The following is a 16,584-nucleotide window of genomic DNA, read 5'->3' as shown; positions in this document are numbered from 1 at the left end:
TGGTAGGGACGGTGCGTCCACTCAGCTGCGCCCGATACCATCGACAATCGTGCCCGACGACGTGACCACAGTTCCCGCCCCCTCCGCAGCCGTTCCCCGGCCGCCGGTTGCCCGGGATCTGCGGGCGCAGTACCGCACCGCCCGGCTCGTCGCCGCGGTGGCGGGTCTGCTCGGTGTGCTCCTCGCCGTCGCGACCCCGTTCCTGCCCGTCAAGGTCACCGAGGCCACCGTCACGTGGCCGCAGAACGGCTCGACCGGGCCGGTCGAGGTGCCACTCATGTCGCAGGTGCCGCGGCAGCTGAGTGCGACGGTGCCGTGCACCGCCGTCGCCGGCATGCCCCCGGGCGGCGGCCTGCTCCTCGCGACCGCACCGGCCAGCGGTGAGGGCGCCGCGCTCAACGCGATGTTCGTGCGAGTGGGCGCCGAGAACGTCGACGTCCTCGACCGCAACGTCGTCGTGGCCACCGCCCCGCGCAGCGACGTCGAGTCCGCCGCGTGCACCGAGATCAGCATCTTCTCCGACGTCGACCGCACCACCGCGGAGTTCGTCGGCCTCAGCGACGAGAACGGCAACCCGCGCGCCGGTGAGCTGACCGGCGACCTGCGTCCCCTCGTCGTCGGCGTGTTCAGCGACCTCGACACCCCGGTTCCCGGCATGTCGGTGACCGTCGACGTCGACTCCCGGTTCTCGTCGTCGCCGACGCTGGTCAAGCTCCTCGCGATGATCCTGGCGACGCTGTCGACCGCGCTGGCGGTCGCCGCGCTCGCCAAGCTCGACGGCACCGACGGCCGCGGGCACCGCCGCTTCCTGCCGTCGCACTGGTGGAAGTTCACCGGCGTCGACGCCGTCGTCGTCGGCACCCTCGCCGGCTGGCACTTCTTCGGCGCGAACACCTCCGACGACGGCTACCTGCTGACCATGGCCCGGGTCTCCGAGCACTCCGGCTACATGGCCAACTACTTCCGCTGGTTCGGCGTCCCCGAGGCCCCGTTCGGCTGGTACTACGACGTCCTCGCCGCGTTCGCCGAGGTCTCCACCGCCAGCGTCTGGATGCGGCTGCCCGCCCTGCTCGCCGGCATCACCTGCTGGATGGTCATCAGCCGCGAGGTGGTGCCCCGCCTCGGCCGCGCCGTCCGGCACAACACCGTCGCCCTGTGGACCGGCGGCCTGGTGTTCCTGGCCTTCTGGCTGCCCTACAACAACGGCCTGCGCCCCGAGCCGATCGTCGCGCTCGGCGCGCTGCTGACCTGGTGCTCGATCGAACGGGCGATCGCCACCGGCAGGCTGTTGCCGGCCGCGACGGCGGTCATGATCGGCGCGTTCACCCTCGCCGCCGCCCCGACCGGCCTGATGTGTGTGGCCGCGCTGCTCGCCGGCATCCGGCCCATGACCCGCATCGTCGTCCGCCGCCACCGCGAGGTCGGGACGCTGCCGCTGCTCGCACCGATCGCCGCCGCGGGCACCCTCGTGCTCGTCGTCGTGTTCTCCGACCAGACCCTCGCCGCGGTGCTCGAGGCCACCCGCGTGCGCACCATCATCGGCCCGAACGAGGAGTGGTGGAACGACTTCCTCCGCTACTACTACCTGTTCGTGCAGACCGTCGACGGCTCGCTCGCGCGCCGGTTCGCGTTCCTCGTCATGCTGCTGTGCCTGTTCACGTCGCTGCTGGTGCTGCTGCGCCGCCGCCGCATCCCCGGCGTCGCGACGGGCCCGTCGTGGCGGCTGATCGGCATCGTCTTCGGCACGATCTTCTTCATGATGTTCAACCCCACGAAGTGGACCCACCACTTCGGGGCGTACGCGGGCATCGCGGGTTCCCTCGCCGCGCTCACCGCGGTCATCGTCTCCGCGAGCGCGCTGCGGTCGCGGCGCAACCGCACCATCTTCCTCGCCGGGCTGCTGTTCGTGCTGGCCGTGTCGTTCGCGGGTATCAACGGCTGGTGGTACGTGTCGAGCTACGGCATCCCGTGGTTCGACAAGACCGTCTCGCTGAGCGGCAACCAGTCCAGCTCGCTGTTCCTGCTCCTCTTCGGGCTCGCTCTCGGGCTCGTCGCGTGGCAGTACCTGCGTGAGGGCTACGCGCCGCCGCAGCCCAAGCCCACGACCCGCAAGGGCCGCCGGATCCGCAAGTTCGCGGCGGCGCCCCTGACCGTCGTCGCCGGAGCGATGGTGCTCTTCGAGGTGCTGTCGCTGCTCAAGGGCGCGGTGTCGCAGTACCCGGCGTACTCGCTCGCCCGGTCCAACGTCGGCGCGCTCGCCGGCCAGACGTGCGGCCTGGCGAACGACGTACTCGTCGAATCGGACCCGAACTCCGGCCGGCTCGCGCCCATCGTCGACCCGGACAACCCGCCGCTGAACGGCGACGCCCTCGCCGGCGCCGCCCCCGAGGGCTTCAGCCCCAACGGCATCCCGTCGGACCTCACCGCCGACTACGTGGAGGTCAAGCCCGGCCAGGGCAACACCGACAACCAGAGCGTCGGGCCGACGTTCGAGACCGGCGCCGGCGGCGGCACCACGGGCGGCACCGGCGCCCGCACCGTCAACGGCTCCGAGGCCAAGCTGCCCTTCGGCCTCGACCCGGCCGTCACCCCGGTGCTCGGCAGCTACCAGGAGGGTGTGCAGGAACCGGCGCTGCTCACGTCGAGCTGGTACGGGCTGCCCGAGCGCAGCGACGACGCGCCGCTCGTCGTCATCTCGGCGGCCGGCCGCATCTGGTCCGTCGACGACACCGGCGCCACCACCTACGGCCAGTCGCTGCTCGTCGAGTACGGCAGGCGCCTGCCCGACGGCACCGTGGAGCCGCAGGGCACCTACCTGCCGCGCGACATCGGGCCCGCACCGTCGTGGCGGAACCTGCGGATCCCGCTGTCCGAGCTCCCCGCCGACACCGACGCCGTCCGGATCGTCGCCAACGATCCCAACCTCACCGGCGACCAGTGGCTGGCGTTCACCCCGCCCCGCGTGCCGAAGCTCGACACGCTCAACACCGTGATCGGCTCGGAGCAGCCGGTGCTGCTCGACTGGGCGGTCGGACTGCAGTTCCCGTGCCAGCGCCCGTTCGACCACCGCTACGGCATCGCCGAGATGCCGGACTACCGCATCCTGCCGGACCGTCCGCTGGCCGTATCCTCCACCGACACTTGGCAATCCGCGGACAACGGCGGCCCCCTCGGCTTCACCGAAGCCCTCGCCCGCCCCGAGCAGATCCCCACGTACCTCGAGAACGACTGGGCCCGCGACTGGGGCTCGCTCGAGCGGTACGTGCGGTTCTACCCGAACGCCGTGCCGGCCGAGCCGCAGACCGAGGCGATCACGCGCTCCGGCCTGTGGAATCCGGGCACGCTGCGCGTATACGAGTAGGTCCGTCGGCGAGGCCCGTCCGCGTGCCGCGCGTGCCTTCCGGCCGAATGTCACATATGTTCGCTTCGATCGACCGAACGTGACATCCGGCCGGCGGGCACGGCCGGCAACGAAAGGACCTGAATGTCGAGGAAGTTCGCCGCCCGGACCACCGCCGTGGCCGCATCCGCTGTGGTCCTGGCGCTGCTGAACGCGCCGGCCGCATCGGCGCAGACCGTTCACGCGGCGACGTTGGGACCGGTCGTCGGATCGACCGGCGTGGGAACCGGATCCGCCGCTCCCACCGAGGCGCTCGTCCACGACTACGTGAATGTCTACACCAACGTCAACACGCCCGGCGTCACGCACTTCGGTGGGAGCGTCAAGTGCTTCTGCCTCGTCACGTGGGTGAACGAGGACACGGGCACGACGGGCGTGAACGAACTACCGGACTTCCCCGAGATCGGCGAGGAGCAGGTCCTCAGCGGTCGAGCCGAGACCGGCCCCGGACGGGTGCGGGCGACGGTGACCGTCCCGGACGGCACGACCTGGGTCTCGGCGTCGGGCAACTGGGTCGTTCCCTGACCCACTCCCGCACGCAATACCCCCGCATGCGCCTCCACGTCTCCCGGCCGAATGTCACATACCGTCACTTACATTGAACTCATGTGACATTCGGCCACCACAAGGTTATCCACAGGCCGACAAGACGGTCTTTCGTAGGACACCATCCCCCTGCAGGCTGTAGCCATGAAACGGGGGACATGGGGAGACGATCCCGAAGAGCTGTTCGCACTGAGCACCAACGGCGTCATCCGGACGGCAACGCTGTTGAGGCACGGCGTCGCCGGCGGCACGATCGCCGGCCGATGCCGTAAGGGTGGTCCGTGGCAGCGCGTCCTGCCGGGCGTGGTGGCGCTGCACAACGGGCCGCTGTCCGTGTTGCAGCGCAACACGGCCGCGCTGCTGTACGGCGGCGATTCGGCGCTGATCTCAGGTCATGCCGCGCTCGGGATACACGGCTACACCAACTCGGCGACGAAAAGTGATGTGCTGCTACTCATTCCGCATACCCAGCATCGGCGCAACTTCTCGTTCGTCGCCGTCGAGCGGAGCTGGCGGATACCCGAGCCCATCATCAAAGGCACGCTGAGAATTGCTCCGGTGGACCGCTGTCTGCTCGATGCGGCACGCAGAATGTCGCAGCTCGATCCGTGCCGTGCCCTGCTGGCGTCGGGGATTCAGCGCGGAGACGTGACCGTCGACGACCTGGCACACGAACTGCGCGCCGGCAGCTGCCGCGGTAGCGCCGTGCCGCGCACCGTGGTTCGAGAGCTCTCGCACGACGCGCATTCCGTGGCCGAGATCGCAGCACAGAAGCTGTACGCGACGAGCGGGTTGCCACCCATGGCCCACAACGTCGACGTCGAGACCGACGACGGTACGTGGATCGCCCGCCCCGACGGGTGGCTCGATTCGGTCGCAGTGGCATGGGAGATCGATTCGCTGAAATACCACTTCTCACCGAAGGCGCACGAGGCGACGCTCGTCCGACGGGCCGCGATGCAGCGCAACGGCATCATCGTGGTGTCGCACCTACCGAGGCAGATCCGCGACGACCCGGCCACGGTGCTCGCGGACCTGGAAGCCGCCTACCACCAGGGCACACAGCGCCCGCGTCCCCCGGTGCGGTCACGCGCGGACTGACCCCGGACACCGCTGTGGGCCGAATGTCACATGCATTCATTTCCATTGCATGCATGTGACATTCGGCCCGCCCGAACAGAATTCGGGTGTTACGAACTAGAGCGGAAGCAGGTGGTGCTTGCGCGGGTTCTTGAACACCGTCTTGTCGCGCAGCAACGTCAGCGCCTTGCGGATCTCGAGGCGCGTGGTGTGCGGCTCGATCACCGCGTCGATGTAGCCGCGCTCGGCGGCGATGTACGGCGTCGCGATGTGCTCGTTGTAGAAGTTGATCAGCTGCTGGCGCACCGCGGGAGCGTTGTCACCGGCGGCCTCGATCTGGCGGCGACCGATCACCGCGACGGCACTCTCGGCACCCATCACCGCGATCCGGGCGGTGGGCCAGGCGAAGTTCACGTCGGCGCCGAGCTGCTTCGACCCCATCACCGCGTAGCCACCGCCGTAGGACTTACGCACCACCACGGTCACCTTCGGTACCGACGCCTCGACGAACGAGAACAGGAACCGGCCGCCGCGCTTGATGACGCCGATCTTCTCCTGCTCCACACCCGGCAGGAAGCCCGGGGTGTCGACGACGAACACGAGCGGAATGTCGTACGCGTCGCACACCCGCACGAAGTGGGCGGCCTTGTCCGAGCTGGCGGCGTCGAGCGCCCCCGACAGGTACAGCGGCTGGTTGGCAACGACACCGACGGGCCGGCCGTCGACGCGGGCGAATCCGGTGATGATGTTCGGCGCGACCTGCGAGCGGATCTCGAAGAAGTCGCCGTCGTCGAAAATCTTGAGCAGGATGTCGTGCATGTCGTAGCCGGAGTTGTCGGCGTCGGGCATGAACGTGTCGAGCTCGAGATCGTCCTGCGTGATCTCCGGCTCGAGCCCCGGGTTGACGATCGGGGGCTTCTCCTGCGCGTTCGACGGCATGTAGCTCAGGTACTTGCGGGCCCACTCGAACGCGGCCTTCTCGTCCGGCGCGACGTGGTGCACGTTGCCGTACTCGGCCTGCTTGCGGGCGCTGCCGAGTTCCTCGAGGCTGACGTCCTCCCCGGTGACGGACTTGATGACGTCCGGTCCGGTGACGAACATGTACGCCTCCTCGGTGGCGATGACCACGTCGGTGTTGATGGGGGCGTACACGGCGCCGCCGGCGCACTTGCCGAGGATGATCGACACCTGCGGGCACAGACCGGACAGCGGCTCGTGCCGCTTGCCCAGTTCGGCGTACCACGCCAGCGACGTCACGGCGTCCTGCACGCGGGCGCCGCCGGAGTCGTTGATGCCGACGACGGGGCAGCCGATCTTCAGCGCGAAGTCGAGGATCGCGGCGACCTTGCGGCCGAACATCTCGCCGACGCTGCCGCCGAACACGGTCTGGTCGTGCGAGAAGACCGCGACGGGCCGGCCCTCGACGGTGCCGTGACCGACGACGACACCGTCACCGTAGAGGGCGTCGTCGCGGCCGGGCGTCTTCATCAGCGCACCGATCTCGACGAAGCTGCCCGGGTCGAGCAGCATGTCGATGCGCTGCCGGGCACTGGGGATGCCCTTGGCGGCGCGCTTGGCGAGCGCGGCCTCCCCGGCCGGTTCCTTCGCGATCGCGAGATTCTTGCGCAGCTCGGCCAGCTTCCCGGCCGTCGTCGTGGTCACTACTCGATCAGCTCCTCGTGGCCTCGATGTCGGCCAGCTTGCGTGTCAGGTCGGCCCCCACCTTCCCGATGTACGGCTCGTCGACCACCTGGAGGTGGTCGCCGCCGACATGGATGACCTCCAGATTACGGACCGCCTCGCCCCAGCCGCCGTCGGGCTGCCGGGTTCCGAACGCGGGCTCGAGTTCGATGGCGTCGTCGTGGTAGCGGTCCGCCATGTACAGCACCACGTCGCCGTCGTACGGCTCGAGCTTCGCGGTCTGGATGGCCCGGTTGTCCAGCCACGACGTGCGCTGGTGCTCGATGATGCCGCCGGGGATCCTGGTACCGCTCATCCTGAGCAGGTCCATGAGGATACGCACCTGGCCCTCGTCGTCCGTCGCGGCGAGCTTGTCGTACGGCAGCGGTGCGTCGACCCCGTACGTCTTCTTCGCGAACCTCGCGTACCGCTGCCAGCGTTTGGTGATCTCCTCCGGGGTGTCCTCGACCTTCTCCCCGGCCATGACCGTGTCGATGAGGCCGACGAGCCGCACGTCCTTGCCCTCCGCGCGCAGCAGCTTGGCGACCGCGTAGGCGAGCACGCCGCCCAGCGACCAGCCGTACAGCACGTACGGACCGTCGCCCTGGATCTCCTTGATCTGCGGCAGATATTCCTGGGCGCGCTTCTCGATCGGGCCCTCGGTGCGTTCGAAGCCGTACATCGGGGTGCCCTCGGGCAGCCGGCGCAGCAGCGGTTCGTACACGACGGTGGAACCGCCGGCCGGATGGAACACGAACACCGGGACGGCGTCCGACCCCTCGGGGCGTGGGCGCAGCGTACGGACGAGCCCGTCGATGCGGTCGGCCGACTCCAGGTGCCGGCGCACGCTCTCGGCGAGCTGCTCGATGGTCTCGGCGTCGAGCACGTCGTCGACGGTGATCTCGCCGTTCGCCCGCTCGGTCAGCCGGGCCGCGAGGCGCTCGGCCGTCTCGTCGTCGAGGATCGGCAGGGTGTTGAAGATGCCCTTCGCGGACTGTCCGGTGATCACGGCCCAGGTCGCGAACGTGAGCCGCTCGGCCGCGTCGCGCGGGGGCACGTCGGTGCCGGATGCCTCCGCAACCGCCTGCCGGTCGGTCACGTCGGTGGCCTTGTCGGCTTCGGTGCTCGCACCGGCCTCCGCGGCTTCAGCGGCCTCGGCGGCTTCGAGGATCGCCTCCGCCTCGTGCACCACCCCGGTGTCCTCCACGGCCGAGATCGGAGGCAGCTCGAGCATCGTGTCCTCCCGCTCGGCGGTTTCGCGGTCGGCGGCCTGCTGTGCGGCGAGGGCGGCGACCTCCTCGCGGTTCTCCACGGCGTACCGCAGGTACTTCGCGACGTCGCGCAGGCTGGCGTCCTTCACCGCGGCGAGCTGCAGCTGCGGGATGTCGAACTCGTACTCGACGCGGTTCTTGATCCGCACCGCCATGAGCGAGTCCAGACCCAGTTCGATCAGCGGGATCTCGACGGGCAGGTCCTCGGGCGCGTAGCCCATCGACTCGGCGACGATCAGCGCCAGCCGATCCTCGAGGGTCTGCGACCCGGCCGGGTTCCACTTGTCGCCGAAGGTCTCGACCACCTCGGGAAGCGTCTCGACCGGCCCGCTGGACCGCTCGGCCGGCGCGGGCGCCGCGGCGGGGGCGGGCAGCGCTTCGCCGGAGGCCACGACCGCGTCGAACAGCAACCGGAACTCGCCGCTCGCCGCATCGCGCCCGTGCACGTGCAGCGACGCGCCGCCGGGGTGCCGGGTCAGGGTGGTGGTGAGGGTGCCGCTGGTGGGGACGTCGCCGTGCGGGACGGACGCGGTGAGGGTGACGTCGGCGAGCGTCTGCGACGCGGCGGCGACGACGAGCTCGCCCAGGTCGGTGACGGCGTCGGCGCGCACCTCCCACACGTGCCGGCCGTCGGGCAGCGCGACGTGCGCGCCGGGCACGCGGGCGTTGCCGCCGGTCCCGATGCGGGTCTCGAGCCAGAAGGGCTTGCGCAGGAACACCGTCCGCGGCAGGTCCGCGTACTCGCCGGCCGGAAGCAGGCTGCGCAGGTCCACGGCGTGTCCGTGCACGTACAGCTGGGCGAGGGCGGTGAGCACGCCGAGCGGCTCGTCCTCCTTGCGCTTGAGGGTCTGGATCAGCTGGGTGTCGATCACGCCGACGGCGTACGCCGTCGCGGCCACGGACATCAGCGCGACGGGGTTGGGTGCCAGCTCGACGAACGTGGTGTGCCCGTCGGTGACGGCGAGCTTGACCGCGTTGGTGAAGTACACGCTGTGCCGCAGGCCCTTGGTCCAGTACTCGACCTGGTGGATGGGGTCGTGGCCGGCGCGGTAGTGGGTGTCCTGGTCGACCGACGAGTACACGTCGACCTTCGGTTTGTGCGGCTCGATGCCGGCGAGTTCGGCGGCGAGCTCGCCGAGCAGCGGATCCACCTGCGAGGTGTGGCTCGCGCCCTTGGTCTGCAGGACGCGGGCGAGCTTCTCCTCCGACTCCGCCCGGGCGACGATCGCGTTGACCTCGTCCTGCGGTCCGCCGATGACGGTGTGCGTCGGCGCGGCGTAGACGCAGACCTCGAGGTGCGGGTAGTCGGTGAGGACCAGCTCGATCTCCGCGGCGCTGTACTCGACGAGCGCCATGAGCCGGATGTCGTCGCCCTCGAGCAGCGCCTCGGCCTCGCCCATCAGGCGGGAGCGGGCGCAGATGACGCGGACGGAGTCCTCGAGCGACAGACCGCCGGAGATGTACGCGGCCGCGGCCTCGCCCATGGAGTGGCCGACGACGGCGGACGGCTCGGCGCCGTGGTGGCGCAGCAGCTTCGCGAGGGCGACCTGGATGGTGAAGATGCCGACCTGCGAGGTCTCGACGTCGTAGTCCTGGCCGTCGTCGAGGAACTTCTCCTTCATGGAGTAGCCGGCCTCGTCCTCGATCAGCTCGTCGATCTCGTCGACGGCCGCGGCGAACACCGGGTTCTCGAGGTACAGCTGCTTGGCCATCTTGCGGTGCTGCGAGCCGAAACCGGACAGCACCCACACCGGCCCGTTGGCGGCGGGGGCGTCGGCGGAGAACACGCCCTGCGCGGGCTTGCCGGCGGCGACGGCGCGCAGCCCGGCGATGGCCTCGGCGCGCGTCTTCGCGATCACGACGGCGCGTGAGCGGCCGTGGTTGCGGCGGGAAAGGGTGCGAGCGACGTCGGCGAGCGGCGTGGTGCTGCCGGCCTCGGTCTCGAGCCAGTCGGCGAGATCGGCGGCGGCCCGGCGACGACGCGACGGCATCGCCGCGGACACCGCGAGCAGCACCGCGTGCTCCTCGCCCTGCTCCGAGCGAATGTGCCCTTCAGCTCCTTCAGCCGACGGAACGATACGTTCGCTCGACTCCGCGTCCGCTTCGGGTCCGGTGTACTCGCGGACCACGACGTGCGCGTTGGTGCCGCCGAAGCCGAAGCCGGAGACGCCGGCGATCGCCTTGCCGGTGTAGCGCGGCCACTCGGCGCCCTCGGGGATGACCTTCAGGCGGGCCTGCTCGAACGGGATGTACGGGTTCGGCGCGGTGTAGTTCAGCGTCGCCGGCAGGTGGTTCTCCTGCATGGCGAGGACCACCTTGATCAGGCCCGCCGCGCCGGCGGCCGCCTCGAGGTGGCCGAAGTTGGTCTTCGCCGAGCCCAGCAGCACCGGCTTGTCGGCGTCGCGGCCGCGGCCGACGACGCGGCCGAGGGCGTCCGCCTCGATCGGGTCGCCGAGCACGGTTCCGGTGCCGTGGGCCTCGATGTAGTCGACGCCGGACGGCAGGATGCGCGCGTCCCGGTAGGCGCGGCGCAGCACGTCGACCTGGGCCTCCGGGTTCGGGGCCGCCAGGCCGTTGGAGCGGCCGTCCTGGTTGACGGCGGAACCGGCGATGACGGCGAGCACGGTGTCGCCGTCGCGTTCGGCGTCCTCGAGCCGCTTGAGCACGACGAGGCCGCCGCCCTCGGCGCGGACCATGCCGTCGGCGTCGGCCGAGAACGCCTTGATGCGGCCGTCGGGGGCCTGCACACCGAGCTGGTCGAAGCCGAGGGTCGCGGCGGGCGCGACGAGCATGTTCACGCCACCGGCCAGCGCCACGTCGGCGTCGCCGTCGCGCAGGGCGCGCACCGCCTGGTGCACGGCCACGAGCGACGACGAGCATGCGGTGTCCAGGGCGACGGACGGGCCACGGAAGTCGAAGAAGTACGAGACCCGGTTGGCAACGATCGACGTGGCCGTGCCGGTCAGGGCGTACGGGTGCGCGGCGGACGGGTCGCTCACCGCGAGGAGCTGGTAGTCGTTGGCGGAGCTGCCGATGAACACACCGACCGGGCGGCCCTTGAGGTCGCTGGCCGGGATGTGGGCGTGCTCGAGCGCCTCCCAGGTGAGTTCGAGGGCGAGGCGCTGCTGCGGGTCGACCATCTCGACCTCGCGCGGCGACATCGCGAAGAACTCCGCGTCGAAGCCCTTGACGTCGTCGAGGTAGCCGCCGCGGGTGTTGGCTGCAGCGATGGCCGACGAGATCTGCGGATCGTCGGCGAATTCGGACCAGCGACCCTCGGGGAGGTCGGTGATGCCGTCGCGGCCCTGGGCGAGCAGCTCCCACATCTCCGCGGGGGTGCTCACGTGCCCGGGCAGCCGGGCGGCGAGACCGACGATCGCAACATCGTGCGTCCTGCCGGCCGGACCGGCGGCGTAGAAGGCGCTGTCGTCGCCCTCCGGGAGCTCGGGTTCGCCCTCGATGATGCGCGTGGCCAGCGACGCGATGGTGGGGTGCTGGTAGGCGATCGTGGCGGTGAGGGTGACGCCGAGCAGTTCCTCGACCTCGCCGCTGAGCGCCACGGCGTCGCGGGACGAGAGGCCGAACTCCTCCATCGGGCGATCGTCGGAGATCTGCGCCACCGGTTGCCCGGTAGCCTCGGCGATCCAGTTCCGCAGCCACTCGCGCAGCTGCGCGACGGTCATTTCAGTGTCAGCCATCAACCCACCACGCTACCCGGGAAAGAGAACAATTTTTATACGCTATCGGGGAATGCCTGCTGGGTGTAACCACCGCGCAGGGTTCCCTCGATGTAGGCGGCCTTGCAGGCGCGCCGCGCGATCTTGCCACTCGACGTGCGCGGGATCGACCCGGCAGGCACGAGCAGCACGTCGCGCGCGGTCACCCCGTGCCGTGCCGAGATCGCCGCGCGAACGGTGTCCGCGACGGGTTGCGGATCCGCCTTGCCCGCGCCGGGCGCCCGCTCGGCGACGATGACCAGCTGCTCCGAGGCGTCGTCGGGATCGAACTGCAGACCCGAGTGCGAATTCTCGAACACCACCTGCGGCAGCTGGTTGGCCGGCACGGCGAAGGCGGCGACGAAGCCGGGACGCAGCGCGGAGCTGGCCTCCTGCGCCGAGAACTCCAGGTCCTGCGGGTAGTGGTTGCGGCCGTCCACGATCACCAGGTCCTTGACGCGGCCGGTGATGTACAGCTCGCCGTCGACGTACACGCCGTAGTCGCCGGTGCGCAGCCAGTGGGCGTCCGCGGGCGTGCCCTCGGCGTGGCTGCTCGCGGGCAGGCGGTCGACGAGCTTGTTGTGGAAGGTCTCGTCGGTCTCCTGGGTGCGCCCCCAGTACCCGATGCCGATGTTCTCGCCGTGCAGCCAGATCTCGCCGACGTGCCCGTCCGGCACCTCGGTGGCGGTCTCCGCGTCGACGATCGCGGCCCACTGGCTGCGCGCGACGTAACCGCAGGAGACCTGCGCGATGGCGTTCGGCGCCTCCTTGTCGACCTTGACGATGCGGCCGGCGTTGAGCTCGTGACGGTCGACGTAGATGACCCGGGCCTCGTCGGTGTGCCGCGTGGACGAGACGAACAGCGTCGCCTCGGCCATGCCGTACGACGGCTTGATCGCGGTCTTCGGCAGGCCGTACGGCGCGAACGCGTCGTTGAACTTGCGCATCGAGGACGTGGTCACCGGCTCGCTGCCGTTGATCAGGCCGATCACGTTGCTCAGGTCGAGGGTCTCGCCCGGCTTGGGCAGGCCCCGCGCGGCGGCGTGCTCGAACGCGAAGTTCGGCGCGGCGGCGAACGTGCCGGCCCCGTCGGAGACGGCGGCGAGTTCCTTGATCCACCGGCCCGGCCGCTGCACGAAGGCGCGCGGGCTCATGATGGTGATGTACTTGCCACCGATCGCCGGCAGGATGACGGTGAGCAGGCCCATGTCGTGGAACAGCGGCAGCCACGTCACGCCGCGCGAACCCTCGTTGAGTTCGATGGAGTCGGCCATCTGGATGCAGTTGGTGAGCACACCGCGGTGGGTGATCTCCACGCCCGCGGGCACGCGCGTCGATCCGGAGGTGTACTGCAGGTAGGCGATGTCGTCGGTGCCGATGTGGGGCCGCGTCCACGAGCCGGCGACGGTGTCGGGGATCGCGTCGACCGCGATGATGCGGGGCCGCTCCGCCGCGGGCAGCGGCCGGAAGAACTGCCGGACCCCGGCCGCCGAGGAGGTGGCGGTGAGGATGGCGCTGGGCGTGCAGTCGCCGAGCACGGCGTGCAGCCGGTCGGTGTGGCCGGGCTCGTCGGGGTCGAACAGCGGGACGGCGATGGTGCCGGCATAGATGGCCGCGAAGAAGGAGACGACGTAGTCCAGGCCCTGCGGGGCGAGGATCGCGACGCGGTCACCGGGCTTGGTGACCTGCTGCAGCCGGGCCGCGATCGCGCGCAGGCGCACCCCGAACTGCTGCCAGGTCAGCTCGTGGACCTCGCCGTCACGTTCCCGCGAGTAATCGATGTAACGGTACGCAAGATCGTCGCCGTTCTCGGCGAAATGCTGCTCGAGGTGGTCGAGCAGAGTGTTGCCCTCGGGCAACACGATCTGTCCGTTCTCATCGATGAACTCTTCGAACCCGACGCTCATTCCTTCTCCCTGTCGAAGCGATCCCACAACCACTCGACATGGTTGCGCCCCGCACTTGTCTTCGCGCTAGCGGATCGTCGTACCTGTACAGCTCAACAGCATCCGGCCGTGCATCTCACGAATCTGTCCATCGATCCGAAATCACGATTATGTTACAGATCCGCATCGGTCATTCCCCCGCCAACAGCGGAATCACCGGTGCGAACGCCTCCATCTGGGTGGGGAAGACCCCCACGTAGGACATCCCGGTCTTCGCCCGCACGTTGCGGATCTGCTCGGCGATCTCCTCGTAGGAACCGATTGCGAGATATGGCGATTCGAGGATCTCGTCCACCGTGAGCTTGACGTCCACCTCGATGTTCGGGGGGAATCCCTGGTCGAGGGCGGCCAGCGCCATCTCGGCGGTCTGCTCGCGATCGTCCGTGACGAGAATCATCGTGATGGTCCAGTTCAGCTCGATGTCATCGAACCGATCCCCCGCCGCGCGACGGATCACGTCCACCCGCTCCACAGTCTTGTCCATCGTGATCCCCGACAGCAACAACCGGCCGTCGCGGTTCGTGGGAGTGGCCACCGAGATGATGTCGGCGTACTTCGCCGCCAGCGCGAGCATCTTCGGTCCCCCGCCGCCGACCGCGATGGGCGGTCGCGGGCCCTGGCGCGGCCGCGGGCTGCCCTTGAGGCCGTCGATGCGGTAGTGCTTGCCCTCGAAATTGCACTCCTGGCCGCGCAGGAGCACGTCCAGGATCTGCAGTGTCTCCTCGAGCTTCTCGATCCGGACGCCGGGGCGCTCGTAGGCGATGCCCGCCTTGTCGAACTCCTCCTTCATCCATCCCGCGCCGATCCCGAGTTCGAGCCGGCCGCCCGAGAGGACGTCGACGGTCGCGGCGTCCTTGGCCAGGATCGCGGGATGGCGGAAGCCGTTCGCGAGGACGGCGGTGCCGAGGCGGATCTTGTCGGTGGCGACGGCGAGCGCACCGAGCGCGGCGATGGGTCCGACCTGGTTGCCCAGGTGGTCCGGGATCATGAAGCTGTCGTAGCCGAGCTCCTCGGCCTTCTGCGCCAGCTTGACGAAGCGCCGGGCGCCGCCCTCCTCGGCGTTGCCCTCGCCACCCGCGGCGAAACGAAACTTCCGCGGTTGCGTGGCAGCCGAGCCGTCGGTGGCGCTCATCGAACCTCTTCTCGTGTGGCGGTGGTCGCGCGTCACCGACCCGGAGAGCTTCCCGGGTCAGGACCGAAGGTCGAGTCTAAGCGCCGACCGAGGAACGATTGTATCGGGTGGTGATCCCCGACACTACCGGCCGGTAACAACGGGGAGGGATCACTCCTCCGGTGGTTTCGGCGCCTCCTCGATCTTCTCGATCGCCCAGTTCGCCACCCACTGCGTCGCCGTCGTACCCGAATCGTCCACGACGAACGAGTTGTACAGGGCGTGCACGGGGTTGTTCGCGTACTCGAGCAACCGCGGCGCGCTGGCGAGCCAGTTGCCGGGGTTCAGCGCGTTCGGCGGCGCGTCGCAGATGCCGTCCGTCGGTGCACAGATGTCCACCACCTTGTCCTCGAGCTCCCCGAACCCGCCGGGCCGCGCGCCGGTCATGGTGATCCCCGGCAGCCGCAGTCCGTCCAGGGACAGCTCGGCGCCGACGCCCGCGACGGGCGGGCCGATCGTCTCGGCCGTGCCCGGGTCGCGACGGCCGTCGGCGATGAGCGCCACGCCGAGCACCCGATCCGCCGGAACCGGCCCGTCACCGGCGCCGATGCGCGCCGCGACGTCGCCCGCGATGACCGCACCCTGCGAGAAGCCGGTCAGGACGTAGTTGGTCAGCGGGCACTCGGCGAAGCGGCGCGCGAGGATGTCCTCCGTCGCCGCGGTGCCGGCGGTGCGGCTGTTGTTGTAGGACTGCTGCCCGTCCGGCGGGAGCGCCACCGGATTCGAGAACTGGGCGACGTACGGAACGGTGTACACGTCGGCACGCTGCGCGTCGAAGCGCTCCTGCAGCGGACGCGTGACGTTCAGCATCAGCGACAGCGGATTGAACGTCGGGTTGTACGGATCGTCCCAGGCCGCCGACTCCCACGTGCCCGGTACCGCCACCACCTGGACGTCCGGGCACGATGCGGGCTGCGCCTCCGGCTTCTCGGGCCCGAGGGGCCCCGGCGGCCCGGGCACCGGGAGCCGGCCCGCGAGGATGTACCAGAGCGCGAGCACGGCCGCCAGGACGACCAGGATCCCGAGGACGAGGATTCCCCGCCTCCGGCGTCGTTGCTTCGCTCGGGCCGTCATCATTGCCGCTCCTAGCAGAAGGTGTCGCGTGCGACGGTGATGTAGACGTCGGCGGTCGTCGCGGCGTCGGCCTCGGAGATCTCCTTGCCGGCGGCCGCGGCCTCGCTGCCCACCGATGCGGTCACGATCGTCTTGATCTCCTCGGGCGAGCTGCCCTGGGCGGTCGCGGCGCAGATGTAGTTGGCGGTGTTGATCGCGATGCTGCCGTCCGCGGCCGGCTCCACGCCCTGCTTCCGCAGCCCGTCCAGGAACGCCTGGCCGCGGTCGTCCACCGGCACCTCGGTCGGGCCCGGGAATCCGGGCTCGGTCTCCGGCTGCGCCGGCGGCGCGGTGGCGGCCTCGCCCGGGCTCGTGGTGGCCGTGTCGCCGGGGGCTGTGGTGGTCGCTTCGCCGGAGGTGGTCTCCGCGGCGGATGTCGAGGTGGTCGCCGACACGGACGTCGACGGGGTGCTCGTCGCCGTGGAATCGTCGCTACCGCAGGCGCCCAGGAGGGCGGCGGCGGCGAGCGCCGCGGCGCCGGCGCCCAGGACGCGGGTCAGGCTCGAACGGGTCCGTGCAGGCATGTGGTGGTGTCCTCGCATCCAATCGTCGGAAATGGGCAGTGCCCAGGCTACAGATGAGGATCGGGCGGTGACCGGACCCATGGGTCGCGGTCACCGCCCGATCCGGTGGTCGCGGGGCCGCCGTGGCGGCACCGGGT

General features: G+C 70.1%; 9 protein-coding genes. 3 read left to right on the top strand and 6 right to left on the bottom strand.

Going from position 1 to position 16,584, the window contains the following annotated elements:
• Positions 1 to 49: 49 nt before the first annotated feature.
• The 3 genes from ISO16_RS18800 (at position 50) to ISO16_RS18790 (ending at position 5,047) form a co-directional block, all read left to right on the top strand.
• Positions 50 to 3,361 (top strand): arabinosyltransferase domain-containing protein, encoded by a 3,312-nt coding sequence (locus tag ISO16_RS18800; protein WP_050034384.1) that lies wholly within the window; start codon positions 50 to 52, stop codon positions 3,359 to 3,361.
• Positions 3,362 to 3,484: 123 nt separating this feature from the next.
• Entirely contained in the window at positions 3,485 to 3,925 is a 441-nt protein-coding gene (locus ISO16_RS18795; protein WP_072633973.1) for a hypothetical protein, read from the top strand.
• 165 nt (positions 3,926 to 4,090) lie between these two features.
• Positions 4,091 to 5,047: a hypothetical protein gene (locus tag ISO16_RS18790; protein WP_072633972.1), complete on the top strand. Its 957-nt coding sequence runs from the start codon at positions 4,091 to 4,093 to the stop codon at positions 5,045 to 5,047.
• A gap of 96 nt (positions 5,048 to 5,143) precedes the next feature.
• On the opposite strand, the gene ISO16_RS18785 is transcribed toward ISO16_RS18790, so the two are convergent.
• The 6 genes from ISO16_RS18785 to ISO16_RS18760 all read right to left on the bottom strand — a co-directional run bounded on the left by ISO16_RS18785 (position 5,144) and on the right by ISO16_RS18760 (position 16,447).
• Positions 5,144 to 6,688 (bottom strand): acyl-CoA carboxylase subunit beta, encoded by a 1,545-nt coding sequence (locus tag ISO16_RS18785; protein ID WP_006941932.1) that lies wholly within the window; start codon positions 6,686 to 6,688, stop codon positions 5,144 to 5,146.
• 7 nt (positions 6,689 to 6,695) lie between these two features.
• The gene (gene pks13 / locus ISO16_RS18780) at positions 6,696 to 11,660 is read right to left on the bottom strand and encodes a polyketide synthase Pks13 (protein ID WP_139310977.1); all 4,965 of its coding nucleotides are present in this window, start codon (positions 11,658 to 11,660) and stop codon (positions 6,696 to 6,698) included.
• Positions 11,661 to 11,710: 50 nt separating this feature from the next.
• Complete coding sequence (gene fadD32 / locus ISO16_RS18775) at positions 11,711 to 13,600, bottom strand: long-chain-fatty-acid--AMP ligase FadD32 (protein ID WP_006941930.1); 1,890 nt, start codon at positions 13,598 to 13,600, stop codon at positions 11,711 to 11,713.
• Between the two features lie 169 nt (positions 13,601 to 13,769).
• Positions 13,770 to 14,771, bottom strand: a complete 1,002-nt coding sequence (locus ISO16_RS18770) for an LLM class F420-dependent oxidoreductase (protein ID WP_029547031.1) — start codon at positions 14,769 to 14,771, stop codon at positions 13,770 to 13,772.
• Between the two features lie 150 nt (positions 14,772 to 14,921).
• The gene (locus tag ISO16_RS18765) at positions 14,922 to 15,884 is read right to left on the bottom strand and encodes a cutinase family protein (protein WP_043801822.1); all 963 of its coding nucleotides are present in this window, start codon (positions 15,882 to 15,884) and stop codon (positions 14,922 to 14,924) included.
• A gap of 11 nt (positions 15,885 to 15,895) precedes the next feature.
• Complete coding sequence (locus ISO16_RS18760) at positions 15,896 to 16,447, bottom strand: DUF732 domain-containing protein (protein WP_050034380.1); 552 nt, start codon at positions 16,445 to 16,447, stop codon at positions 15,896 to 15,898.
• Positions 16,448 to 16,584: the final 137 nt, after the last annotated feature.

Source organism: Rhodococcus sp. M8 (assembly GCF_015654185.1).
GTDB classification, from domain to species: domain Bacteria; phylum Actinomycetota; class Actinomycetes; order Mycobacteriales; family Mycobacteriaceae; genus Rhodococcus; species Rhodococcus aetherivorans.
This window is presented reverse-complemented; position numbering and strand designations above follow the sequence as displayed.

What these genes read in the sequence shown, in the direction of transcription:
- ISO16_RS18795 (WP_072633973.1), top strand. Translation starts at nt 3,485, where the DNA reads ATGTCGAGGAAGTTCGCCGCCCGGACCACCGCCGTGGCCGCATCCGCT.
- ISO16_RS18790 (WP_072633972.1), top strand. Translation starts at nt 4,091, where the DNA reads ATGAAACGGGGGACATGGGGAGACGATCCCGAAGAGCTGTTCGCACTG.
- pks13 (WP_139310977.1), bottom strand. Translation starts at nt 11,660, where the DNA reads ATGACCGTCGCGCAGCTGCGCGAGTGGCTGCGGAACTGGATCGCCGAG.
- fadD32 (WP_006941930.1), bottom strand. Translation starts at nt 13,600, where the DNA reads ATGAGCGTCGGGTTCGAAGAGTTCATCGATGAGAACGGACAGATCGTG.
- ISO16_RS18770 (WP_029547031.1), bottom strand. Translation starts at nt 14,771, where the DNA reads ATGAGCGCCACCGACGGCTCGGCTGCCACGCAACCGCGGAAGTTTCGT.
- ISO16_RS18765 (WP_043801822.1), bottom strand. Translation starts at nt 15,884, where the DNA reads ATGACGGCCCGAGCGAAGCAACGACGCCGGAGGCGGGGAATCCTCGTC.
- ISO16_RS18760 (WP_050034380.1), bottom strand. Translation starts at nt 16,447, where the DNA reads ATGCCTGCACGGACCCGTTCGAGCCTGACCCGCGTCCTGGGCGCCGGC.